The organism is Saliphagus sp. GCM10025317 (assembly GCF_042663665.1).
Classification (GTDB): Archaea; Halobacteriota; Halobacteria; order Halobacteriales; family Natrialbaceae; genus Natronosalvus.
Map to the genome: position 1 here is coordinate 50595 of NZ_JBHTAQ010000002.1, position 22223 is coordinate 72817.

Genomic DNA, 22223 nt, shown 5'->3' on the forward strand with positions numbered 1-22223 from the left:
CAGTCAGTGGCGATCGGCCGGGCTCGAGCGCCACGAGCGCACGAACGTTCATCGGTCTGGCAACCCAACGAGACGTATGGATACGGACTTCGACCGTCTCGCCGACCTCGAGGTACACGTCGCCGACGTCGAACTCGAGCGACTCGAGCGGGACACGTCGAGCGATTTTACGCGGGTGACGACCGAGGTCGCGCTCTCGGGACCGCACTCGAGTAGTGAGCAAGTCACGGGACGCGGCGAAGACGTCACCTACGACGCCGAGGAACACGACGCCCTCCATCAGGTCGGGTTGCCGACCGACGGCCTCGAGGGCGAGTTCACGCTGGCATCGTTCTCGGATCGACTCGAGGACCTGAACCTGTTTCCGGCGGGCCCACCCGACCGCAAGGACTTCCGGGATTACCGTCGCTGGGCGCTCGAGAGCGCGGCGCTCGACCTGGCGCTGCGCCAGGCCGGAACCTCGCTTGGGGACGCACTCGACCGCGAACCGAAACCGCTCCGCTTCGTCGCGAGCACCCGCCTCGGGGAGCCGCCGTCGACCGATCGGGTCGAGCACCTTCGCGATGCCGTTCCGTCCCTCGAGTTTAAACTCGATCCAACGCCCGAGTGGACCGACGCCGTGGTCGACGACCTGGTGGCGACCGACGCCGTCCGAATCCTCGACCTGAAGGGGCAGTACGAGGGGACCGAGGTGGACGTCCCGTCGGATCCGGACTTCTACGAGCGCATCCTCGAGTCGTTCCCGGAGGCCGTGATCGAGGATCCGGGTGTAACCGAGGAGACGCGCCCGCTGCTCGAGGTGCCCGACGTTCGGAACCGGCTCTCCTGGGACGCCCCGATTCACAGTGTCGAGGACGTCGGGTCATTGCCGTGGGAGCCGCGGTGGTTGAACGTCAAGCCCTCCCGATTCGGCTCGCTCGAGTCGTTGCTCGAGACGATCGCCTACTGCGAGGAGCGCGGGATTCGGTGTTACGGCGGCGGGCAGTTCGAACTCGGCGTCGGTCGCGGGCAAATTCAGTTGCTGGCCGCGCTGTACTATCCCGACGGCCCCAACGACGTCGCCCCCGGCGTCTACAACGACCCCTCGCGCTACCGCGAGGACCGCGAGGACCTCCCCGAGTGGCGCACCGCTGACCCGCTCGAGCGCTACGAAACGTATCTCCGCGAGCAGGGCGTCCTCGACGACGACGTCGTCGAGTCGGTCCGCGAGGATGTCGAAGCCGAAGTGGAGGCGGCCGTCGAGACGGCCGAGGAGGCGCCAGCCCCCGACCCGTCGGACGTGTTCGAACCCGTCTACGACGAGCCGACGCCCCGACTCGAGGACCAGCGTGCCTGGCTCGAGCGCTTCCTCGCCGACTACGACGTGCAGGAACTCGAGCACTGACGCTCGAGCGACTTCGAGTCTCGAAAATGCGGTCTCTGTGATTGCTTCTCGAGAGCTGTCACTCGGCGGATACGGGCGTCAGTGCTGGTGGTCGGGGTCGTGCTGGTGATCGTCGCCGTGATCGTGCTGGTGATCGGGTTGGGCGTCGTGATCGTGGCTGTCACCCCGGGTGAACTGCCCGGTAAACGCGCGCTGGACGACCTCGGGGAGCGCCGGGTGAACGTGGACCGCACTCCGAACGTCCTGGACCGTCCCCGAACCGGACTTCATCGCGACGACGACCTCCTGGATCAGCGTCGAGGCGTCCGGCCCCACGATGTGACACCCCAGGATCGTTCCCTCGGGATCGATGAGCACCTTCACGAACCCCTCGGCTTTCATCGCCGCGCCGCGGGCGGTGTTCTCGTAGCGGTACGTGTTCGTCGCGTATTCTCGACCGTCGTCCCGGAGGTCGGCCTCGTGAGCGTCAACACCGGCGACTTCGGGGGATGTGAAGACGGCGAACGGCATCGCGTCGTAATCGACCGGCTGGAGCTCGTCCCCGAAGAGGTTGCGGGCGACCGCCTGGGCTTCGTGGTTCGCGCTGTGTTTCAGCAGGTACTCGCCGACGATGTCGCCGAGCGCCCAGACGCCCTCGGCGTCCGTCCGCAGGTACTCGTCGGTCTCGACGAAGCCTCGAGCATCCGTCTCGACGCCCGTCTCCTCGAGGTTCAGGGTGTCCGTGTTCGGGCGGCGACCGGCGGCGACCAACAGCGCGTCGCCGGTGGCGGTCACCGGCTGAGCGTCCTCGAGGAGTCCATCGCCGTACTCGTAGGGCTTCGCCTCGACGGTGACCTGGCCGCCGGAAGCAGAGACGGCGGTCGCCTCGTGGCCGGTGTAGACGGTGAACCGGTCGGCGAATCGGTCGGTGAACGCCTCGGCGACCTCGTCGTCGGCCTCGGGGAGGAGCGACGGCCGCCTCCCGACGATCGTCACGTCGCTGCCGAACGTGCCGAAGAAGTGCCCCAGTTCGGCCGCGACGTACCCGCCTCCAATGATCACCAGGTGTTCCGGTGGACTCTCGAGGCGTAGCGCCTCGGTACTGGTCAGGTACTCGACGTCCTGGATGCCCTCGATTGGCGGGATTGTCGGGCGAGTCCCTGCCGCGATGAGGATCGTGTCGGCCCGGAGCTGTACGCCGTCGTCCTCGCCGCCGGAGACCTCGAGCGTTCTGTCGTTGACGAACCGTCCTTCGGCCTCGAATAGGGCGTGATCAGACGAGGAGCGCAGACCGCGGCGGATCGATTCGGCGTCCGCTTTCACGTCTTCGTTGACTTCGCGGACGATACCGGCGAAGTCAACGTCGTCGACGGTCGCGTCGATCCCGAACTCGTCGGCGGACTCGATCGTCTCGAGGACATCGGCGTGATAGAGCAACATCTTCGAGGGGATGCAACCACGATTGAGACACGTCCCGCCGAGACGCCCCTTTTCGACCACGGCAACGGACTGTCCCTGGTTGACGGCCGCGTTCGCCACGTCGAGGCCCGAACCCGATCCGATGACGAGAAAGTCGAACTCCTGCATACGGGTTTCACGCGACAAAACAGTATAAATCACCGAGGTCGAACCGATCCCCTGGCGGTGAGTGGGTCGATCAGTCCATCGCGATGTACGTCTGGGTGTCCTCGACGCCCTGAATGCCCTGGATCCGCGTCGCCGAAATCTCCTTCACTGCAGCGGGCGTCTCGACGCGCGCCTTCGCGATGATGTCGACGTCGCCCGCGACGATGTGCGCCGATTCGACGCCCTCGATCGCTTCGACGCTGTCCCTGAGTCGATCCGCCTCGCCCGTATTCGCCTTGATCATGATGAACGCAGTGACCATACTAGTTACCTCCGTCGTGTTCGCCGTCGTTCGCTGTACCCGAGATTTGGTCGACAATTCCGCCATCGGCCGACACCGCCCGGTCCGGTGACTCACCCACGAGAATCTGTCTGACGTCGCTCAGCACGTCGAAATCCGCCAGGACGACCAGGCGGTCGCCGGTCTCGAGCGACTCGTCCTCGGTCGGAATCGCGAGCTGGTGGCCTGCCTTGCCGAACGCGAGCAGGGTTGCGTTGGCGGCAGAGAGTTCGCTGATCGTGTACCCCCGAACCGGGGCTTCGTCGGTAATCGTCAACTCGACGACCTGGAGGTGCTGGGCGATGTCCGCGATGGCCCGGATCGTCCCGCCCAGAAGCGCGTTCTTCGCGCCCATCGCGCCTAGCCGCTCGGGATAGCTCCTCGGTTCGGGCATCGTATACACGACCCCGACGCCGACGGCCATCACTCCCGCGGCGAGAAAGAACGGATAGGCGAGATCGATTCCGCCGACGTAGCCCCCGATGACCGACGCGCCGGCACCGATGGCGAGCGCGAGCGCTTCGCCGCGACCACGAACGTGAGGGAAGTGATCGCTTCGATCCAGGTCTGTCAGGCTGTCGTACAGCCAGGCGTCTTCGCTGCCCGAGCGGAAATTGTATCCGTAGATCACGTCGTCGACCTCGTCGGCATACTTGCGGTAGATCTCCTCGCGGTAGTCCTCGTCGATGCGCATGATCGTCCGACAGCCGTGGTGTTTGGCGATCATACAGGCCGCGAAGTTGACGTTCAGGTCGCCCGTCAATGCGCCGAGGGCGTCGGCTCGACGGACCCCCGCTTCCTCGAGGACCTCCTCGCGGGAGCCGTCGCCCTGGACGACCTCGAAGTCTTGCCCGCGCGCACGGCGGACCTTCGCCTCGTCGTACTCGACCAGTGTTACCTCGTGGCCCTCCTCACGTAAGACGCGCGCAGTGCGGAGGCCGACCCGACCGGCGCCGATGATGACGAACCGCATGGAGTGGGCTACGCCGGCAGCCGTGAATAATGTTACCCCGGTTCACGGATGTGCGGGGTGCGGATAAGCGCGGTGATTCATCAGTCTGCTTGGATTGAACCGTGAGCCGCTCGTTAGTCCGACGAAATTTTGGCTACCGCGTCGTCGCTTCGAAGCGGCGAACTCAGCGCGAGCAGTGCCGCTGAGCCAGCTACGAGGGTGACGCCGGCCAGTGAGAGGGCGATCAGCGGGCTGGCCAAATCGGAGATGACCCCACTTCCAAGCTGGAAGGGGATCACGGTGACCGAACTAACCATCGCCATCGCGCTCAATACGGAGGCGCGGCCTATTGTTCCGACGTGTATATTGACGTGCTGAATCGCGAGCGAGCGGGACGTCTCGACCACGCTCCGCGCGCCCAGAAGAACTGGAATGGCGAGCACGGGTACGAACCAGAGCACTACCAACCCCGTACCGACGAGAAACGGGACTGTGGCGAACCAGCCTTTGACGCCGATAGACTCGTAGATCCGGCCGGTGTGATAGCTCAACCCGGCAGAGACGAGGCTCACGATAGCGTAAAACCAGCCGAGAAGCGGCTCAACGGCTGACGGTGACGCTCCCAACTCGAGGACGGCCGTTTCGAAGACTGGCTGGAGAAAGATCGAGGTGACGTAGAGGACCGCCGCAAACAGGACGAAGTAGTACAGGACGAACGCTCTGATCCGCCTGGTTCCGAGGGTCCGTTTGATCACGTTCACCGATTCCCGAAACCGTAGCCGATCAGTGGTAGCGCGCCGATAGCTCCTCGGTTCGGGCATCGTATACACGACCCCGACGCCGACGGCCATCACTCCCGCGGCGAGAAAGAACGGATAGGCGAGATCGATTCCGCCGACGTAGCCCCCGATGACCGACGCGCCGGCACCGATGGCGAGCGCGAGCGCTTCGCCGCGACCACGAACGTGAGGGAAGTGATCGCTTCGATCCAGGTCTGTCAGGCTGTCGTACAGCCAGGCGTCTTCGCTGCCCGAGCGGAAATTGTATCCCATCGACCAGGTAACGAACAAAACCAGTAATTCGCGAAATGAGTTCGCGAATCCGATGGCGATCAGCGTGGTCGTGATGAGCACTGAACCGATCAACAATGACGGCCGCCGGCCGAAGCGGTCGCTCACGTACCCTGTCGGCACCTCGCCTAATAGGGTGGTTAGGTTGTACGCGGCCTCGAGGATGACGACCTGCGTAAACGAGAGCCCCTGTGAGAGAAAGTAGAGGTACATGATGGGGCGGTAGAACTCGACAGCTTTTGTCGATTTGTAGAGATAGTACTTTAGAATCGTAGGCGAAATAGACAAATTACTTTTGGTACCCATCGTAGGTAACGAGAGCGGCTACCGAGCATTAATCTTGTTATGACGGAACACGAGACAGCGTAATACTTCAGTTACCGTCGCTCGCGACGCGGTGAACGAGTCGTTACGAACAGGTCCGTCTCAGGATTCGGATTGCGGGCGTAATCGGTCGCGGCGTTCAGTAAAGTGATTCTCGCAGGAGGTACAGCAGAACTGTTTCAGCTCACCATCGACCCGCGTTACGACGCCCTCGCTGGTGACGGTGTTGCCGCACTCGGTACAGGAGAGGGCGAACTCGGTCCCGCTAAGCGTGAACGAGCGGTCGGTTTCCGTCAGCAGCGTCACTTCGTACTCGAGGATCATCGACTGATCGAACTGTGTGACGATCCACTCTCGTGGGTTGTTCTCCGGCGCGTTCGCGTAAAAGACGAAGTCGGAACTGATCGTCGAGTAGATGTGTTCCACCTCGGGGACCGTCACCAACTGCTGTTTGATGATGTCAAAGCATTCCGGACGAACGGAAAGAGTGACGAGAATCGGGAGGCTTCGCCGTAGCTGTGAGCGGTCGATGTCGATGGTAAACTGGCGAATGATCCCTTGTTCCTCAAGCTTGCTGACCCGGTCGGAAACAGCGGGAGCCGAGGGGTCAACCGCGTTTGCGACTTCGTTAAATGGGCGTCGACCGTCTTCGGCCAGTAGGCGAAGAATCTCGAGGTCCGTCTCATCGAAGTTTCTCATACTAAAGAAATTTCTAACCGACCATTATATAATTTACTTCGGAGCCATCGTTCCTGTTGATCTTAACCTGATCGGGAACGCCAGGGAGTTGGGAAGCGTACACCGAATGAACTTTTCGGCGGATATCGTGATTGTATTCACCTAATCCGTCGTCAGCAGACCAGGCAGTCACGGTGGATGGAGACGCGAACATAGATCGTTTGATTTTCATTATTCGAACTTATTGGAGTTATGCTAAATGTAATATATGCCCTGGTAAGTAAACCGTAACCAGTAATCTTGCATTGATATTGCCTCAATTTAAAAATTCAGATTATATATTAAATCTCAACTCCCTCTAAAACACGAGACTATATAAATAACCAGCCGTGCGGACATACAAGACTTATGTTTGGAGGGGCCAGATGGATGGTATCGATTCCGAGAGTGTTAGAACATGACACGCAATATGCAATTGAACGATAGACGGACAGTACTAAAGGCTCTGGGTGGCGCTGGTATTGTCTCCTTAGCCGGATGTCTTGGTGGCGATTCGGATGACGGTAACGGAAACGGGAATGGCAACCCGAACGACCAGGATCGGAATGAACAGGAGCAACTTCCGGGCGCGACGATCGCACTGAACGACGATCCGACGCGAGACGACTGGAACCACTATGGCGGAGTAATCCCCTACTGGACGAACATTCTCGAACCACTGGTCTGGGTCTCGGCGGACATGGAACTGGAACCGTGGCTCGCGACCGACTGGGAACAGGTTGAAGACACAGTGTGGGAGTTCTCACTCCGCGAAGGCGTCACGTTCCACAACGGCGAGGAAATGACCGCCGACGACGTCGTCTTCTCGTTCGAGGCTGTCCTCGAGGAGTGGGCGTGGGCCCCGGGGTGGATCCACGTCGAGTCGGGTGACATCGTGGCGCTCGACGACTACACGGTCGAGTTCACGACGACGGACCCGTTCCCGACGTTCCCGGGGACGATCGCACACAACTTGGTCGCGATACAGCACCCCGATCGAGATCACGAGTCCGGCACCGTTATCGGCACCGGACCATTCCAGGTCGACGAGATCGAGAAACAGCAGGAGGTCAGGACAACGGCCTTCGAGGACTACTGGAACGACGAACCGATCCTCGAGGAACTCACGTTCCGCGTGATCGAGGATCCCAACACCCGAACGCTCGCGCTGGAAAATCGCGAGATCGACCTCGCGCTCGCGCCGCCCCGCACGCGAGTCTCGTCGATTGAGGACGACGACTCGCTCTATCTCGAGCGCCAGAACCGCCCCGGTGCCGGGTACGTCGGCATCAACCTCTACAAGTCGCCGACCGACGATGCGGACCTCCGTCGCGCGCTGAACCACGCCGTCTCACAGGAGACGATCGTCGAGACGATCCTCGAGGAAGTCGGCCAACCCGCCCGCGGCCCGATCTCACCGGTCATTTACTGGTCCGCCCACGACGACATCGACGGGTACGAGAAAGACGACGACCGCGCTGCCGACCTCGTTTCGGATTCGAGTTACGACGGCGAGGAACTGTCGATCCTCGTGGCGAACGACATGGTCGACGGTCGCGAAATCGCTCAGGTCGTCCAGGGAGCGCTCGACGGGATCGGCGTCGACTCAGAGATTCAGGTCCTCGAGCGGGCCGCCTTTTCGGAAGCCGAACGAGACGGAGAGGCCCATCTCATCCTGAAAGAGAGCGGATCGAACAGCGGCGACGCTGACTACATCATCTACGAGGGATTCCACTCGGAGGGCGACGTCAACCAGCGCCTCTACGGGGAGGAGGGGACGGGGCTTCACAACCTCGGTGGAGAGGTCGATGAACTGATCGAACAGGGATTCCAGACGGGCGATGAGGAGGAGAAGGCGTCGGCCTACAAGGAGGCCCAGCAGCACATCGCCGACCAGGCCGTGACGATTCCGCTCTACTACAGCGAGTTCATCGCAGCGGCCCACGCGAATATCGACGGCGCCGAATTGGGTGCGATTCCTCAGTTTTCGCGCTGGACGGAACTCGAGCATTGGGAGTAGTTCACGAGTCTCTTCCAGAATAGATATACGATGTGGAAATTCATCCTCAGACGGTCAATAACGTCCTTGTTCGTCCTCTTCGGAGTGTCAGTCCTGACCTTCCTCATGGTGTTTTTCACGCCGGGAGATCCCGCGGAGACGATTCTCCGCCAGCAGATGGGTGGACGGACGCCCCCGGATGCAGCGATCGAGCAGTTTCGAATAGAACAGGGGCTGAACGACCCGATACTTGTTCAGTACGGAGACTGGGTCGCGGACATCCTGCAGGGGAACCTCGGACAGTCCTACCACAACGACGCCTCCGTCGTCCAGTTGATTCTCGAAAACCTCTGGCCGACGTTCGAACTGGCTCTCGCCGGACTGTTCGTTGCCCTTCTTATCGCCGTCCCGACGGGCGTCGTCAGCGCCGTTCACAAGGGTGGCCGACTCGACTACGGGAGCCAGCTTGCCGCGCTTCTCGGACTATCGATGCCGAATTTCTGGCTGGGTTACCTGCTCATGCTCGTCTTCGCGATTCAGTTGGGGGTGTTACCAACGTCCGGGTACGGCACGGCCGATCAACTCGTCTTGCCGGCGATCACGCTCGGTACTGGCATGGCGGCGATCGTCACCCGCCTGCTCCGGTCGTCCATGCTCGAGGTGCTCGACGAGGAGTACATCCGCACGGCGCGATCGAAGGGATTGCGCGAGCGCATCGTGGTCTACAAACACGCCCTGCGCAATGCGCTCATTCCTGTGATCACGATCGTGGGCCTCCAGTTCGGCTACCTCCTGAACGGAGCGGTCATCATCGAAATGGTCTTTCAGCGACCCGGACTCGGTCGGCTGTTAATCGACTCGATCTTCGCTCGTGACTATCCGATCGTCCAGGGGCTCGTCCTCGTGATCGCTGTCTTCTTCGTCGTAACGAACCTCCTCGTCGACGTCACCTACCGGTACGTCGACCCGCGCATTTCGTTCGAAGGTGCATCCAAATGACCGACGCTAATCTCGATGAACAAACGTCGCTCGAGGGACCGACCCGGCGCGAGCGGATTCGATCGCTGTACGACTCACGAAAGATGCGACAGTTTCGGTCGAACACGCTGAACGTCGTCGGGCTGGTGATCGTTCGGTTATCCTCTTCAGCGCCCTGCTCGCCCCGTTTCTGACTCCGTACGGCCGAACAGGACCTCGAGAACCGCCTCGAGTCCCCATCGGTCGACCACCCGCTGGGGACTGACCAGCTTGGCCGTGACATCCTGACGCGATTGCTATACGGCGCTCGCATCTCACTGCGAATCGGGCTTGCCGTCGTCGGTATCTCGCTGGCGATCGGCACGGCGGTGGGAGTGACGGCGGGGTACGCCGGCGGCTACGTAGACGAAGCGCTGATGCGGTTCGTCGACGTCCTGCTGGCCTTCCCCGGGCTCTTGCTCGCGCTCGTCATCGCCGGCATCCTCGGGCCCAGTCTGACGAACATCATGATCGCGCTCGCCGTCGTCGGCTGGACCAGATACGCTCGCGTGATACGCGGGAGCGTACTCTCGGTCAAAGAACAGGAGTTCGTCAAGGCCAGCCAGTTGATGGGTGTCGGTCGCCTCAGGATCGTCGGTCGCCACATCGTGCCGAACGTCATCGGCCCGGTAGTCGTCCTCGCGACGATCGACATGGCCGGCGTGATCCTCGGGACCGCCGGACTATCGTTCCTGGGTCTCGGCGCTCAGCCGCCGACGCCAGAGTGGGGAACGATGATATCCGAAGGACGAAACTACCTGCAGGACGCCTGGTGGGTCGTGAACTTCCCCGGCCTGGCGATCATGCTCGCGGTTCTCGGATTCAACTTGCTCGGTGACGGGCTTCGCGACGTCCTCGATCCCCGGGAAACGGATACGGTACAGAACGAGGGATTCTAAGCATGACAGAACCACTGCTCTCGGTCGAAAATTTACACACCTGTTTCGATACGTACGAAGGAACCGTTCACGCCGTCAACGGCGTGAGTTTCGACGTCGACAGGGGAGAGATTCTTGGCATCGTCGGCGAGAGCGGAAGCGGGAAATCCGTCACCGCGCTTTCGACGATGCGACTCGAAGACCCCGGACGAATCGCCGATGGATCAATACGGTTCAGGGACACCGAGTTGACGACGGCAAACGACCGCGAGATCCGCCGGATCCGCGGCGACGGTCTCTCGATGGTGTTTCAAGATCCGATGACGACGCTCAACCCGGTCTTTACGGTCGGCGAACAGATCGTCGAATCGCTGAAGATCCACGACGATCCGACGTCACAAAAGCTTCGAGAGTACCTACGCGTTCCCCTCTTGCACGACCGCTCCGACTGGCGAGAAAAGCGTGGGCGAGTCGTCGATCTGATGGAAGAGGTCGGCATTCCGAACCCGACCGAACGACTCGACGCCTACCCCCACGAGTTCTCCGGCGGGATGCGCCAGCGAGCGATGCTCGCGATCGCACTCGCGAGTGAGCCTGACCTCCTGATCGCCGACGAACCGACGACGGCCCTCGACGTCACGATTCAGGCGCAGATCCTTCGAATCATCGCCAGGCTCAGAGACGAACGCGATATGTCTGTCGTCATGATCACCCACGACCTTGGCGTCGTCGCCGATATCTGTGACCGCGTGATCGTGATGTACGGCGGCGAGGTCATGGAGAGCGGACCGGTCGAAGAGATCCTGCAAGAACCGAAACATCCCTACACACAGGCGTTGCTCGAGTGCATGCCCCAGGAAACCGCGCGGAAGGAGCAGTTAGAGACGATCGAGGGGCAGGTTCCGGATCAACTCGGCGACGTCACGGGGTGTCCGTTCGCGTCGCGGTGTGACTACGCTCGCGAGGCGTGTCGGTCGGGACCGATGCCGACGGTAGACTGCGGCGAGAACCACCGAGCGAAGTGCTGTGAAATTCGTCGGGTGAACGACGATCTCTCGCTGGCCTCAACCCTCGACACGGAGGGAGAACGATGAGCACGCCAGTCGAATCGGCGGAGGAACGCGAACACGAACGTGATGCGACCACGGTCGTCGAACTCGAGAACGTCACGAAGGAGTTCGCCCTCGAAGACTCCCTGATCGATCGCCTGTTCGGCACTCGGACGACGATCACCGCCGTCTCGGGCGTCTCACTGAACGTGTACGAAGGCGAGACGCTCGGCATCGTCGGCGAGAGCGGGAGCGGGAAGTCGACGCTCGCGAACCTCGTTACGGGACTTCACACGCCGACGGCAGGTGACGTCCGAATCGATGGTCGGGCCGTTCGATCCGTCAGCGGTCGCTCGAACCAACTGCTCGCGGACTTCGGAGTCATCTTCCAGAACGCCAAATCGAGCATCGATCCGCGAATGACGGTCGCGCAGGCGATCGCCGAACCGCTAAAGACGCAGGGTTGGTCGCGGGTCGAACGAAAGGACCGTATCACCGAGTTGCTTGAACAGGTAAACCTCTCAGCGCGCTACGTCGATCGATACGCCCACGAACTTTCAGGTGGTCAAGCCCAGCGAGTCGCGATTGCCAGGGCGATTGCGACGGAGCCACGGTGCTCATCCTCGACGAACCAGTGTCGGCGCTCGACGCCTCGGTGAAAGGGAGCATTATCAACCTCCTGTTGCGCCTCCAGCGGGAACTCGATCTCACCTACGTCCTCATCAGCCACGACCTGAGCGTCGTCAAGCACATCGCCGATCGTATCGCGGTTATGTACCTCGGCGAGTTGATGGAGGTCGGCGAGGCAGAGCGACTGTTCACGTCGCCCGGTCACCCCTACACGGAGGCATTGCTCGCGTCGATTCCTGATCTCGATCCCACCACGTCGGTGCTCGACGCGACCATTCTCGAGGGTGACATCCCGAGTCCAGTGGATCCGCCGAGCGGGTGCGTCTTCCACACGCGATGTCCAATCGCCGAGGACCAGTGCCGAACGGACGTCCCCAACGTGGTCGACCTCGAGGGGACAGTTTCGAAGTGCCACTTCGCAGAGCGTGTCGCTCGAGCGAGCGACCAGGAGGACTATGGACCATGACTCGAGATAGCGACGAGAGAATGGACGGCGACTCCTCGGCGGAAACGGACGACGAAACGGAAGAAGTGTGCGATGCGACACCAGTGGACCCGTCGAACGCCGAAGCGACCGTCCGGTCGGCGATCAGCGACGAACTGGGCGTCCCCGAAACCCCGCCGGACCCGGAAACGAGTTCTCACGTCCTCCCCGACGAGAAACTCGCCTACCCCGACTTCGCGTTCGAATCGGGGTCGATGGACGCAGACGGCGGGTTCGACCTCGAGCAACCGCTCGACCGCGAGTCGATGCGCGCGTGGCTCGAGGGCCTCTCGAGCGGACTCGCCAGTCACGACGTGGGCGTCTCGACGCCGACCGATCGGGCCATCTTCGGCGTCGGCGCCGGCGACGTCTCGATGCGGTTCGACCCCGACGAAAACCACACGGGCACGCTCGAGGTCACGTTTTCGGTGAAGGCGAAGCTCATGACCTTCTCCGACGATCCCGACGAGCGCGAGGCGGGGGCTCGCGGCGGCGAGGGGTTCATCCCCCTCGAGATGCTCACGAGCGAAAAGCGGCCGGAGCACTTTCGCTGTTACAACTGGATCGACGATCCGATCGACCGGTAAAACGTGTAGAACGAGCGGGCGTTCGCGAGTGGGCCGATTTCAGGCGGAGGCGTCGTAGCCCGCGTTCTGGATCGCTTCGACGAGCGTGTCGACGTTGGCGTCACCCTCGACGGTGACGGCGTCCGATTCGTTGTCCGCCGACGCCTCGACGACGCCGTCGACGTCCTCGAGCGCCGATTCGACCGTGTCCTCGCAGCCGCCACAGCTCATGCCAGTTACCGTGATGGTTCGTGCCATACACTCACTTCGGGCTCCAGGTTTTTGCCAGTTACTGCTTCGACCTCTCGTTGTAACCACCGCGGGACTTTTGATACGAAAGTTTCGACGGGTTCTCGAGACGTCGGCGTCCGTGGCCGGGCAAACACTTTAGTCGTGCCAAGGAGTACCACAAAGTAATGGTTCACGCGTTCATCATGGTGAAGACCGCTGCCGGCAAATCCGAAGGGCTCCTGGCGGGCATCCGCGACCTCGAGCGTTTCGGACGCCCACATCGTCGCCGGAAATTACGACATCATCGCCGAGGTCGACGCCGACGAGGTGTACGGCGTCCTGAAGGCGGCTTCGGGCGATATCCAGAGTCTCGATGGGGTTTCGGATACGAAGACCTACATCGCGATGGACTGAAACGACGTTTGCGAGATTGCGTACTGCGCGGCAGGTCCGTCGCTCGAGTGGACCGGATCAAACGCGCCGGAGGAATCTATCGCTCGAGTTCGTAGGAACGAGAGATGGGGCAGTACGTCTCGAGCCACTACCACTAATGCGGACGCATCCGTTCAGCGTGAGTCGAGGCAAGTAAGCGTGATTAAAACGGGCTGTCGTACTCGTCGCCATGGTCGCCAGCAGCGCCTTCGGCAGCCCGCTCTCCCGCGGTCTGGGCGTTCTCGACCAGCGTCGCTGCGGGCCCTTCGTACTCGTACCCCGGAATGATGCCCTGCGCGTAGGTTCCCTCGACGTATTCGATCAGCGCCTTGGCGTCGTCGACCCCCTCCTGGCGTCCCAGGCGACGTACTCGAGGGTGACCGTCACGACGCCCTCGTCGCGGTCGATTCGCGGCGCGTCGTGCGTGCCGGTTTCGGCGACCGTGAACACGTCCGCGAGTCGACGCTCGAACGTCTCGAACCAGCCGTCTTCGACCACCGGGGCAACGCGGTCGGCGGTCGCCGCGTCGAGCGTCGGCAATCGGACGACGACGGTAAACGAGCCGTCTCGCCGCCCCTCGGCGGCGGTCACGCTCACGCGCGCCTCGAAGACCGTGGTCTCGAGCGCGTACGTCGCGTCGTCGAGCGGCGAAAACGCCTCGTGCGCCTCGAGTGTGTCAGCGACGGCCGTCGGTAGCTTCGTCATACGTGGGCGAAGGGTGGGTGCGAAAATGGGTGTTACGACAGCGGCACGGCCTGGGCTTGCGATGTCAGGGTTCAATAGAATCGTCCCATCATTTTTCTAACCATTTTACTGGCGTTCGATCGGTTCCCGTCCGTTTCGCCGTAAACAACGGTGGGAAACAGCGTTAATGTCGTGCATAACTACACGTGGGTCGACCGTTCGTCGGAAGCATGGCACTCGATAAGTACGCTGCGGAGAAACGACGGTTCGCTCGACTGCTCGGCACCGACGGGGAACTCGGCTCGGGATTACCGATCGGCTCCCCGACGGACCGGGCGAGTCAGGCGACGACGACGAGCGGTCGGAAGCGTGTTAACGGCGCTTACTCGCGGTTGCGCTCGCCTAAGAACGACTCGAGACCGGTTGCGACTTCTTCGAAGTCCTTGACCGTCAGCCCGTCGGTCGTCGCGAAGACGCCCTCCCGATCGGTCGTCACGCGGATGAGAAAGCCGTTTTCGAATACGCGGATGGTGTACTCGTAGTCGCCCAGTTCGGAGCCCTCGTAGGCGGTCTGGGCGGTCTTGAAGCCGCGCCACTCGTGACCGATGAAGCTCGTGAGGTCGGCGTCGCGCTCGAGGTCGTCGCGGAGGTACAGCTGTTCGAAGTCGTCCCGGGTGAAGTACGTCACCGACCGGAGGCTGTCGCCGACGGCGGTTCGACAGGTGGTGACGATCTGATCGGCTCGTTCGTCCGTGAGCAGACCCGTGGCCATACCGGGAAAGGGAACCCCGGCCGCTTAAATGGCGCGGGCAGCGACAGACGGCCGACGGGTGCCGGGCCCGAGCCGTGGACGTTCGCCGGCGAACCGGGGCCGCGTCGATATCCTCACCGGGACCCAAAGGCAGATGTACCGTCGGCAGTTATGCTCGGTCGTCAGGATGTCTCGAAGTCCCTCGCTCCCCGACACACGAGTCGGGAGATCGATCCCGATCTCCCGGACGAAGAACGACTCGAAGCGCTCCACGACCACTTTCTGCAGCTGACAGCGGCCAGCGAGCAGCTGTCAGAGCAACTCGACGCCGCCCGCGACCGGCGAACGCGACTCAAAGAACAGGTCGACCGCACCAAACGCGAAAACGAGGTCCTCAAGAGTTCGTCGCTGTACCTCGCGACCGTCGAAGACCACCTGGGCGACGAGGTGATCGTCAAGCAACACGGGAACAACCAGGAGGTACTCACCGAAATCGGCCCCGACTTCGCCGAGGAACTCGAGTACGGGGACCGCGTCGCCGTCAACGATTCCTTTGGTATCCAGCGGATCCTCTCGGCGGAGACGGACGCCCGTGCGCAGACGATGGAGATTACGGAAAAACCCGACGTCAGCTACGAGGACATCGGGGGATCGACGACCAGGTTCGCGAAGTCAGGAGGCCGTCGAGCAACCGCTCGCCCAGCCCGAACTCTTCGAGAACGTGGGGATCGAACCACCGGCCGGCGTCCTGCTCTACGGGCCGCCGGGCACGGGAAGACGATGCTCGCCAAAGCCGTCGCCACCCAGACCGACGCGACCTTCATCAAGATGGCCGGCTCCGAACTCGTCCGCAAGTTCATCGGCGAGGGCTCCCGACTGGTTCGGGACCTCTTCGAGATGGCCCGCGAGCGCGAACCTGCCGTTATCTTCATCGACGAGATCGATGCCATCGCCGCTACGCGTACCGAGTCGAAGACCTCCGGCGACGCCGAGGTCCAGCGAACGATGATGCAGCTCCTGAGCGAGATGGACGGGTTCGACGAGCGCGGTGACATCCGCATCATCGCCGCCACGAACCGTTTCGACATGCTCGACGACGCGATCCTCCGTCCAGGTCGGTTCGATCGCCTCATCGAGGTTCCAGAACCAGACGGCGAGGGACGACAGCAGATCTTCGAGATTCACACGCGAGCCATGAACGTCGACGACGAGGTCGACTTCGAGGACCTCGCCGAACAGACGGTCGGCTTCACGGGCGCGGAAATCGAATCCGTCACGACCGAAGCCGGGATGTTCGCCATCCGCGACGACCGGACGACCGTCGGGCAGTCGGACTTCGAGGCCGCCCTCGAGAAGATCGAGGCCGGTGATCGGGAAGTCGTCACGTCGGCGAACTACTTCTTCGACTGAGCTACGCCTTCGAGCGACACACTCCCCGCAATTTACGTACCGGCACGACGACAGCGAAATCGCAAGCCCTTACGCCGTCGGTCCCCGACTCCCGCTCATGAGCACGATCCGCGTCGCCTGGGGATCGGCGACCGCCTCGACGGAGATGGCCTCCTACGACGCCGCCCTGGCCGACGCTGGCGTCGAAAACTACAACCTCGTGACGGTCTCGTCGGTGATTCCCGCAGCTGCCGACGTCGAAGCGGTCGGCACGGCGCCCGACCTCGGCCCCGCCGGGGAACGACTCACCGTGGTACAGGCCCGCGCGACCGTTCGCGGCGAAGGACGCGCCAGTTCCGCGCTCGCCTGGGCCCAGTCCGATTCGGGGAACGGTCCCGGCCTGTTCTACGAGAACGCGGGCGAGGCCGATCCGGCCACCGTCGAGTCCCGGGTGCTCGAGGGCCTGGCGGGCGGACAGACCCTGCGCGAGTGGGTGTTCGACGAACCCGAGACGCGAATCGAGACGGTTCGGGGGGAACCGGACGGCTACGCGACGGCCGTGGTGCTGGCGGTGTACGGCGAGAGCGAGCCGATCTGCTAGCGGGTTTTAGCCGAGTCTCGAGGCGCAGATGGAGTCAGCGAGCCGGCTGAACGCCGCTCGAGTGGGTCGATTCGCGTCGAAAAATGGCCGGTGATCGGAAACGAGTCGGCCTGGCAATCAGTCGTCCGCCGGAGCCGGCGAGTCGCCGAGCGAGACGCCGGTACCGGGGCCCATGTCGATGCCCAGTTCGTCGAGTTTCTCGTCGGGAACGACGCCGTCGACCCAGCCGCGGTGCTCGTAGTACTCTTCTTTCATCTCATCGAGCTCGCAGTACTCACCCTCGCTGGCGCCCTGGCCGCGGATGCCGTCCTCGAGGAAGCGCGCCGGCAGGGAGTCGTCCGAGCCGTCGAAGCCGGCGAGGTTGTTGTAGTAGCGCTCGAGGTTGTAGATGCGCTCGCCGGCTTCCATGAGTTCGTCTTCGCTCACGTCGAGGCCGGTCATGCCGTTGTACTGGTCGACGTACTCCTCGATGCCCTCCGCGAAAGCGTTGAACTTGCAGATGTCGAAGCTGTCGGAGATGGCGTGGAGGTCCTGGAAGGCGGCGGTCAGCTCGCCCTTGCCCTCCCACTCGTAAGGATCGACCTTCTCGGGAATGCCGAGAATTTCGGCGGCGGGCGTGTACCCGCGCAGGTGACACGCGCCCCGGTTCGAGGTGGCGTAGCCGATGCCCATCCCCTTCATACAGCGCGGGTCGTAGGCGGCGATGGTCTGGCCCTTGACCGCGAGCGAGTTGTCCTGGGCGTCCTTGCGGTCGGCGACCCGGCGCGGCCCCTCCGCGAGCAGGTCGGCGAGGTCGTCCTCGCGGCGGCCGATTCGGTCGATCATGTCGATCATCGTCTCGTAGTCGCCCCACTCGAGGTCGCCCTCCTCGAGTTTGCCTTGCTCGGACATCTCCATGGCCATCGCCATCATGTTCCCCGTTTCGATGGTGTCGACGCCCACGTCGTTACAGCGCTCGATCATGAGGGCGACGGCGTCGCGGTCGGTGTGCCCCGAGTTCGGGCCGAGCGCGTAGGCCGACTCGTACTCGTAGGACTCCGTCCGGACGTTCATCTCCTCGCCCTTGTGCATCGTCTGCACCTCGACTTCCTTCTTGCAGGCGACCGGACAGGAGTGACAGGTCGGTTCGTCGACGAGGATGTTCTCGCGAACATTCTCCCCGGAGACGCGCTCGGCGTCGATGTCGGCGCCCTCGGCCTCGCGCATGCTCTCGGTCGAGGTGTACTGAGCGTTCTTCGTCGGGAGGCCGTCCATCTCCTCGCCGATGTTCATCAGGACGTTCGTCCCGTACATCGAGAGGCCGCCCTCGTTGGGCGCGGTGACGTCCGACTCCTGGATCGCCTTCATCGCCTGCTGGTGGCCCTCCCTGAACGTCTCCTGGTCTGCGGGCTTGGGCATCTTCGTCGTCGACTTGACGACGACCGCCTTGAGGTTCTTCGACCCCATCACGCAACCGGTACCGCCCCGACCGGAGGCTCGGTCGTCCTCGTTCATGATGCAGGCGTACTTCACGCCGTTCTCGCCGCCCGTCCCGATGGCCATCAACGAGAGGTTCTTCCCGTAGGAGCCGTCTACTTCCTCCTCGAGCTGGTCGCGCGTCTCGTGGACGCCGCTTCCCCAGAGGTGAGAGGCGTCACGGAGTTCGACCTCGCCGTCCTCGACGACGGCGTAGACGGGTTCGTCGGCCTTGCCTTCGAACAGCAGGCCGTCGAAGCCGGCCCACTTGAGCCGCGCGCCGGACCAGCCGCCGTGGTGGCTGTCGGTGACGGTCCCGGTCAGCGGCGATTTGGTACAGACCGCGATTCGACCGGACATCGGGACCTGCGAGCCAGTGAGCGGACCGTTCATGAACGCGAGCAGGTTCTCGGGTCCCTCCGGGTCGACGTCCGGGCCGTTCTCGAAGACGTACTTCACGCCGAGGCCGCGAGCCCCGATGTACTTCCTGGCGTCCTCGTCGTCGATCGGCTCGTAGTCGACCGACCCCGAGGAGAGATCGATGCGAGCAACCCTGTCGTGAAAACCGCCGAGTTCTGTCATGGTAAACCCTGTTCGTTATATTCGTGGTGAAGCCTGTTAGGCGTTCCCACAGGCACGTAACCGGATCCACTTACGTCGCGAAGAAGACGACGGACTCGGCCGGTGGCGAGTCCGTACACTGGCGTCGCTTCTCTGATTTTCTCTCTGATTTCCGGTCTCCTCTCTCCAGCCTCTTCTTTCTGGTTTCCGGCCTCGAGTCTCGGTTTCTCCGTACCGACATTCGAGGGCGGCTACAGTAACAGGGCGACGACCGCGAGGATGATGAAGATCAACACGAAGATCCGTGCGATCTCCATACTCACCCCGGCGACGCCGCGAGACCCGACCGCCGCGGCGATAATCGCCAGGACGAAGAAGATGATCGCCCAGTACAGGAAGCCGCCGCCACCGATCTGGAGTGGAATCTCGAGCATGTGTGCCTTGCCACCACAAACGAGTATATAAACGCTGGTGACTGTCCTACTCGATTTTCGACCCTAAGGGCCGACTACGGCGCAGTAAGCGAGTATAGGGTGATCTTTCTTCGCCTCGCTCGCCTTCGACGAACGTTCGCCTCACTTGCCTTCGAAAAACGCCTGACAGAGTTTCGCTTCAGCATTCCGCAGGTGTTCGTGGAACGTCGGTCGCGAGACGTCCATCGAACTGGCGAGTTCCTCGCCAGTGGTCGGACGGGGCCACTCGAAGTAGCCGCCGAGGTACGCCCGTTGCAGAGAGGCGAACTGGCGCTCGGTGAGTTCGTCCTCGAGTCTGGCGGCAAACTCCTCGCGCGTCTCGTCGCCACGTTCGTGCTGGCGAAAGGAGATGACGTCCGTTCCGTCGTACCGTGCCTGAACCGACTCGACGACGCTGCGGACGTTCGTCGAGTGCGGAATCTCGAGGGTCACGCGGGCACGGCCGTCCTCGGCCTCGATCGACTGGACGAGAATGCCGCGTTCGGAGAGCCACTCGACGAGGTCGTTCTCGGCGTCGAGTTCGATTAACATGCGGTCCGCCCGCTCGACGAGAACTGCGAGGTCGACTCCCTCGAGACCCTCGGCGACCGCGGCCAGCTCCTCGGCACCAGCGTTCGTGACCGTAAACAGCGACGCCGTGTCGTCACCCGAACCGTGAACCGACCGGCGGTACTCGAGGCGACCGCCCGTCTCGGCGCTGACCCCAACTGGTGGGAGGTCGCGGTCGGTCATCTCGAGTTCGACGGCGACGACGGCGTCGGTCGCGAGCATGCGACTGGTCTCGCGAGCGTTGATCCCGCTGGCGACCGCCCGTGCGAGCGCCGAGAGGATGATCGTCTCGCGGTCGTCGACCTCGTGTGAGTCGTCGCTGCAGACCGTCAGCGTCCCGTACTCGACGCCGTTGTAGACGAGCGGGAAGGAGGCGTGAGTCCACCCCTCGACCGTGTCGACGACGACGGACTCCGAGGCGAGGCTGGTCGTCGCGGGGTGATCGGCGTCAATCGACAAATCGTCAGGGTCGACGCCGACGCTCGCTCGCACCTCGAGCGTGTCTGTTGCGGGATTGCGTTCGCCGATCCAGGCGCCCTCGTAGGCGGCTTCCTCGGCGATTCGGCTACACACTGTGGTCTCGAGGTCGCTCCGGGAGGTCGATCCAGCGACGACGCTGGTCACGTCCTGGATCAATCCCTCGACGCGCTCGAGGATATACTCGAGTTCCTCGGTTCGTTCCTCGAGGGCAAACTCGGCTGCCTTTCTGGCCGTGACGTCGTTCTGGAAGCCGACGTAGTGCGTGACGGTTCCCGTCTCGTCGCGAACGGGAGCGATCGTCACCTCGTTCCAGAACTCGGTGCCGTCATCTCGGTAGTTCCGGAGTTCGACTGTCGTCGGCCGTTCGTCCTCGATAGCGGCCCGCATTTCCGCGACGACTTCGGGGCTCGAGTCCGGCCCCTGGAGGAATCGACAGTTTCGTCCGAGAACCGCCTCGTCGTCGTAGCCGGTGAGTCGCTTGAAGGCCGGATTGATGTACACCAGCGGGTTGTCCTCGCGTGACGGATCGGAGAGCGAGACGCCGATCGGTGCCTCGTCGACCGCCCTCGCCTTCACGGCTCGATCGACGTCGCCCTCCCCGTCTCGTCCGTCGGTGTCGTCCATGTTCACTCTAGTTTCGGGCCGGTCATAAAACGCCAGTCCCTGTCGTGGTGGTGAACATTCTTCGTTCGTGACTGATGCGGACAATTATACGACCTCGAGTTGTATGTTAACACATGTCTATACAGCGAAGTCGGTCTCCGTTCGAAAGGCTGCGCCAGCGACTCGATCGAACCAGCGCCCGGTGCCGAGAGTGCGGCTACGACGGCGACGACGCGGGCTGGCACGTGACGACGTCCGGACGGTCCATCCACTACCGGTTCGTCTGTCCTTCCTGTGCCGGCGTCGAGACGAGGAGGTCAGGCTCGAGACACCGCGCCGGTGAGTTCTGCGCTCATGAGGAAGTGACGTGTGACGGGCGACGTGAAGGACGTGTGACGGGCGACACGAATAACGTGGGAAATCGGCGAACCGAGAGCGACGGCGCTCGCGGCGACACACACTTAAGCGGGACGACTACTGGTAGCTCCACATGGTCTCGGAGTACGACTTCTGGCTCCTCGATCTCGACGGAACCCTGGTCGACGTCGAGTGGTCCTACACCCGCGAGGTGTTCGACCGCGTCGGTGACCGACTCAGCCGGGAGTTCACCGACCGGGAGGCCGACATCCTCTGGAACGGCCTCACCGGCTCCCGCGACGCCCGCTCAGGGCCTGGGGCATCGAGCCGTCGGCGTTCTGGGACGCCTTCCACGCCGAGGAGGATCCGCTCGTCCGCGCCGAACAGACGTACCTCCACGAGGACGCCGCCTTCGTCGGCGACCTCGAGACGCCGGTCGGCCTCGTCACCCACTGCCAGCAGTTCCTGGCCGATCCAGTCCTCGACCACGTCGGGATTCGCGACTGGTTCGACGACGTGCTGTGCTGTACCCCGGAGACGGGCTGGAAGCCCGACCCCACGCCCGTCGAACGGGTGATGACGAACCTGGGCGTCGCGAAAAACGGACACCGGGGCGTCCTCGCTGGCGACGGTGCTGGCGACGTCGGCGCTGCCTGGAACGCGGGTCTCGACGCGATCCACGTCGAACGCGTCGGCCACGAC

Annotated in this window: 18 protein-coding genes and 6 pseudogenes; 13 read left to right on the forward strand and 11 right to left on the reverse strand. The window is 62.9% G+C overall.

Annotated features, from left to right (window positions below; genetic code table 11):
- Positions 1–76: 76 nt before the first annotated feature.
- Positions 77–1384 (forward strand): thiamine pyrophosphate-dependent enzyme, encoded by a 1308-nt coding sequence (locus ACFQS4_RS00825; RefSeq protein ID WP_500191724.1) that lies wholly within the window; start codon positions 77–79, stop codon positions 1382–1384.
- A gap of 78 nt (positions 1385–1462) precedes the next feature.
- Here ACFQS4_RS00825 and ACFQS4_RS00830 read toward each other — a convergent pair whose 3' ends face one another.
- The 5 genes from ACFQS4_RS00830 to ACFQS4_RS00850 all read right to left on the reverse strand — a co-directional run bounded on the left by ACFQS4_RS00830 (position 1463) and on the right by ACFQS4_RS00850 (position 6314).
- On the reverse strand, positions 1463–2950 hold the full coding sequence (locus ACFQS4_RS00830) for a dihydrolipoyl dehydrogenase (protein ID WP_500191726.1): 1488 nt from the start codon (positions 2948–2950) through the stop codon (positions 1463–1465).
- A gap of 70 nt (positions 2951–3020) precedes the next feature.
- Positions 3021–3251, reverse strand: a complete 231-nt coding sequence (locus ACFQS4_RS00835) for an Lrp/AsnC family transcriptional regulator (RefSeq protein WP_254157509.1) — start codon at positions 3249–3251, stop codon at positions 3021–3023.
- Between the two features lies 1 nt (position 3252).
- The gene (locus ACFQS4_RS00840; protein ID WP_500191774.1) at positions 3253–4242 is read right to left on the reverse strand and encodes a potassium channel family protein; all 990 of its coding nucleotides are present in this window, start codon (positions 4240–4242) and stop codon (positions 3253–3255) included.
- Between the two features lie 113 nt (positions 4243–4355).
- The gene (locus tag ACFQS4_RS00845; protein WP_500191731.1) at positions 4356–5504 is read right to left on the reverse strand and encodes an MFS transporter; all 1149 of its coding nucleotides are present in this window, start codon (positions 5502–5504) and stop codon (positions 4356–4358) included.
- Positions 5505–5717: 213 nt separating this feature from the next.
- Positions 5718–6314 carry a winged helix-turn-helix transcriptional regulator gene (locus ACFQS4_RS00850; protein WP_500191734.1) on the reverse strand — a complete coding sequence of 199 codons (597 nt, stop codon included), beginning with the start codon at positions 6312–6314 and terminating at the stop codon, positions 5718–5720.
- 436 nt (positions 6315–6750) lie between these two features.
- Here ACFQS4_RS00850 and ACFQS4_RS00855 point away from each other — a divergent pair, with 436 nt between their 5' ends.
- From ACFQS4_RS00855 to ACFQS4_RS00885, 7 genes and pseudogenes are all read left to right on the forward strand, one after another.
- Complete coding sequence (locus ACFQS4_RS00855; RefSeq protein ID WP_500191736.1) at positions 6751–8352, forward strand: ABC transporter substrate-binding protein; 1602 nt, start codon at positions 6751–6753, stop codon at positions 8350–8352.
- A 30-nt stretch (positions 8353–8382) separates the two neighbouring features.
- On the forward strand, positions 8383–9330 hold the full coding sequence (gene nikB / locus ACFQS4_RS00860; protein ID WP_500191738.1) for a nickel ABC transporter permease: 948 nt from the start codon (positions 8383–8385) through the stop codon (positions 9328–9330).
- A pseudogene (nikC, locus tag ACFQS4_RS00865) lies at positions 9327–10247 on the forward strand (nickel transporter permease). Before nikB ends, nikC begins: the two are co-directional and overlap by 4 nt.
- A 2-nt stretch (positions 10248–10249) precedes the next feature.
- Entirely contained in the window at positions 10250–11320 is a 1071-nt protein-coding gene (locus tag ACFQS4_RS00870; RefSeq protein ID WP_500191743.1) for an ABC transporter ATP-binding protein, read from the forward strand.
- Positions 11317–11934: an ATP-binding cassette domain-containing protein gene (locus ACFQS4_RS00875; protein ID WP_500191776.1), complete on the forward strand. Its 618-nt coding sequence runs from the start codon at positions 11317–11319 to the stop codon at positions 11932–11934. The genes ACFQS4_RS00870 and ACFQS4_RS00875 overlap by 4 nt, the downstream gene beginning before the upstream one ends.
- Positions 11910–12371: an oligopeptide/dipeptide ABC transporter ATP-binding protein gene (locus tag ACFQS4_RS00880; RefSeq protein WP_500191779.1), complete on the forward strand. Its 462-nt coding sequence runs from the start codon at positions 11910–11912 to the stop codon at positions 12369–12371. Before ACFQS4_RS00875 ends, ACFQS4_RS00880 begins: the two co-directional genes overlap by 25 nt.
- Entirely contained in the window at positions 12368–12976 is a 609-nt protein-coding gene (locus ACFQS4_RS00885) for a hypothetical protein (RefSeq protein WP_500191749.1), read from the forward strand. The genes ACFQS4_RS00880 and ACFQS4_RS00885 overlap by 4 nt, the downstream gene beginning before the upstream one ends.
- A gap of 39 nt (positions 12977–13015) precedes the next feature.
- Here ACFQS4_RS00885 and ACFQS4_RS00890 read toward each other — a convergent pair whose 3' ends face one another.
- On the reverse strand, positions 13016–13213 hold the full coding sequence (locus ACFQS4_RS00890) for a heavy-metal-associated domain-containing protein (RefSeq protein ID WP_500191752.1): 198 nt from the start codon (positions 13211–13213) through the stop codon (positions 13016–13018).
- 158 nt (positions 13214–13371) lie between these two features.
- Here ACFQS4_RS00890 and ACFQS4_RS00895 point away from each other — a divergent pair.
- Positions 13372–13600 (forward strand): annotated as a pseudogene (locus tag ACFQS4_RS00895) (Lrp/AsnC ligand binding domain-containing protein).
- A gap of 181 nt (positions 13601–13781) precedes the next feature.
- Here ACFQS4_RS00895 and ACFQS4_RS00900 read toward each other — a convergent pair.
- A pseudogene (locus ACFQS4_RS00900) lies at positions 13782–14323 on the reverse strand (DUF5813 family protein).
- A gap of 361 nt (positions 14324–14684) precedes the next feature.
- On the reverse strand, positions 14685–15074 hold the full coding sequence (locus ACFQS4_RS00905; RefSeq protein ID WP_500191701.1) for a DUF7522 family protein: 390 nt from the start codon (positions 15072–15074) through the stop codon (positions 14685–14687).
- 166 nt (positions 15075–15240) lie between these two features.
- On the opposite strand from ACFQS4_RS00905, the pseudogene pan2 reads away from it, so the two are divergent.
- Positions 15241–16463 (forward strand): annotated as a pseudogene (gene pan2, locus ACFQS4_RS00910) (proteasome-activating nucleotidase Pan2).
- 97 nt (positions 16464–16560) lie between these two features.
- Positions 16561–17043 (forward strand): pyruvoyl-dependent arginine decarboxylase, encoded by a 483-nt coding sequence (locus ACFQS4_RS00915; RefSeq protein WP_500191782.1) that lies wholly within the window; start codon positions 16561–16563, stop codon positions 17041–17043.
- 117 nt (positions 17044–17160) lie between these two features.
- Here the strand turns inward: ACFQS4_RS00915 and ACFQS4_RS00920 are convergent, their stop codons facing one another.
- From ACFQS4_RS00920 to ACFQS4_RS00930, 3 genes are all read right to left on the reverse strand, one after another.
- On the reverse strand, positions 17161–19080 hold the full coding sequence (locus tag ACFQS4_RS00920) for an aldehyde ferredoxin oxidoreductase family protein (RefSeq protein WP_500191786.1): 1920 nt from the start codon (positions 19078–19080) through the stop codon (positions 17161–17163).
- A gap of 230 nt (positions 19081–19310) precedes the next feature.
- Positions 19311–19493: a DUF1328 domain-containing protein gene (locus tag ACFQS4_RS00925; RefSeq protein WP_253437063.1), complete on the reverse strand. Its 183-nt coding sequence runs from the start codon at positions 19491–19493 to the stop codon at positions 19311–19313.
- A gap of 141 nt (positions 19494–19634) precedes the next feature.
- Entirely contained in the window at positions 19635–21185 is a 1551-nt protein-coding gene (locus ACFQS4_RS00930) for a bacterio-opsin activator domain-containing protein (RefSeq protein ID WP_500191762.1), read from the reverse strand.
- Between the two features lie 113 nt (positions 21186–21298).
- On the opposite strand from ACFQS4_RS00930, the pseudogene ACFQS4_RS00935 reads away from it, so the two are divergent.
- Together ACFQS4_RS00935 and ACFQS4_RS00940 are read left to right on the forward strand one after the other, a co-directional pair.
- Positions 21299–21469: pseudogene (locus ACFQS4_RS00935) on the forward strand (HVO_0649 family zinc finger protein); the annotation flags it as partial.
- Between the two features lie 185 nt (positions 21470–21654).
- Positions 21655–22223: pseudogene (locus tag ACFQS4_RS00940) on the forward strand (HAD family hydrolase); the annotation flags it as partial.

Excerpts from the sequence above, each read along its gene's own strand:
- ACFQS4_RS00825 (WP_500191724.1), top strand. The coding sequence starts at position 77 with ATGGATACGGACTTCGACCGTCTCGCCGACCTCGAGGTACACGTCGCC.
- ACFQS4_RS00830 (WP_500191726.1), bottom strand. The coding sequence starts at position 2,950 with ATGCAGGAGTTCGACTTTCTCGTCATCGGATCGGGTTCGGGCCTCGAC.
- ACFQS4_RS00835 (WP_254157509.1), bottom strand. The coding sequence starts at position 3,251 with ATGGTCACTGCGTTCATCATGATCAAGGCGAATACGGGCGAGGCGGAT.
- ACFQS4_RS00840 (WP_500191774.1), bottom strand. The coding sequence starts at position 4,242 with ATGCGGTTCGTCATCATCGGCGCCGGTCGGGTCGGCCTCCGCACTGCG.
- ACFQS4_RS00845 (WP_500191731.1), bottom strand. The coding sequence starts at position 5,504 with ATGTACCTCTACTTTCTCTCACAGGGGCTCTCGTTTACGCAGGTCGTC.
- ACFQS4_RS00850 (WP_500191734.1), bottom strand. The coding sequence starts at position 6,314 with ATGAGAAACTTCGATGAGACGGACCTCGAGATTCTTCGCCTACTGGCC.
- ACFQS4_RS00855 (WP_500191736.1), top strand. The coding sequence starts at position 6,751 with ATGACACGCAATATGCAATTGAACGATAGACGGACAGTACTAAAGGCT.
- nikB (WP_500191738.1), top strand. The coding sequence starts at position 8,383 with ATGTGGAAATTCATCCTCAGACGGTCAATAACGTCCTTGTTCGTCCTC.
- ACFQS4_RS00870 (WP_500191743.1), top strand. The coding sequence starts at position 10,250 with ATGACAGAACCACTGCTCTCGGTCGAAAATTTACACACCTGTTTCGAT.
- ACFQS4_RS00875 (WP_500191776.1), top strand. The coding sequence starts at position 11,317 with ATGAGCACGCCAGTCGAATCGGCGGAGGAACGCGAACACGAACGTGAT.
- ACFQS4_RS00885 (WP_500191749.1), top strand. The coding sequence starts at position 12,368 with ATGACTCGAGATAGCGACGAGAGAATGGACGGCGACTCCTCGGCGGAA.
- ACFQS4_RS00890 (WP_500191752.1), bottom strand. The coding sequence starts at position 13,213 with ATGGCACGAACCATCACGGTAACTGGCATGAGCTGTGGCGGCTGCGAG.
- ACFQS4_RS00905 (WP_500191701.1), bottom strand. The coding sequence starts at position 15,074 with ATGGCCACGGGTCTGCTCACGGACGAACGAGCCGATCAGATCGTCACC.
- ACFQS4_RS00915 (WP_500191782.1), top strand. The coding sequence starts at position 16,561 with ATGAGCACGATCCGCGTCGCCTGGGGATCGGCGACCGCCTCGACGGAG.
- ACFQS4_RS00920 (WP_500191786.1), bottom strand. The coding sequence starts at position 19,080 with ATGACAGAACTCGGCGGTTTTCACGACAGGGTTGCTCGCATCGATCTC.
- ACFQS4_RS00925 (WP_253437063.1), bottom strand. The coding sequence starts at position 19,493 with ATGCTCGAGATTCCACTCCAGATCGGTGGCGGCGGCTTCCTGTACTGG.
- ACFQS4_RS00930 (WP_500191762.1), bottom strand. The coding sequence starts at position 21,185 with ATGGACGACACCGACGGACGAGACGGGGAGGGCGACGTCGATCGAGCC.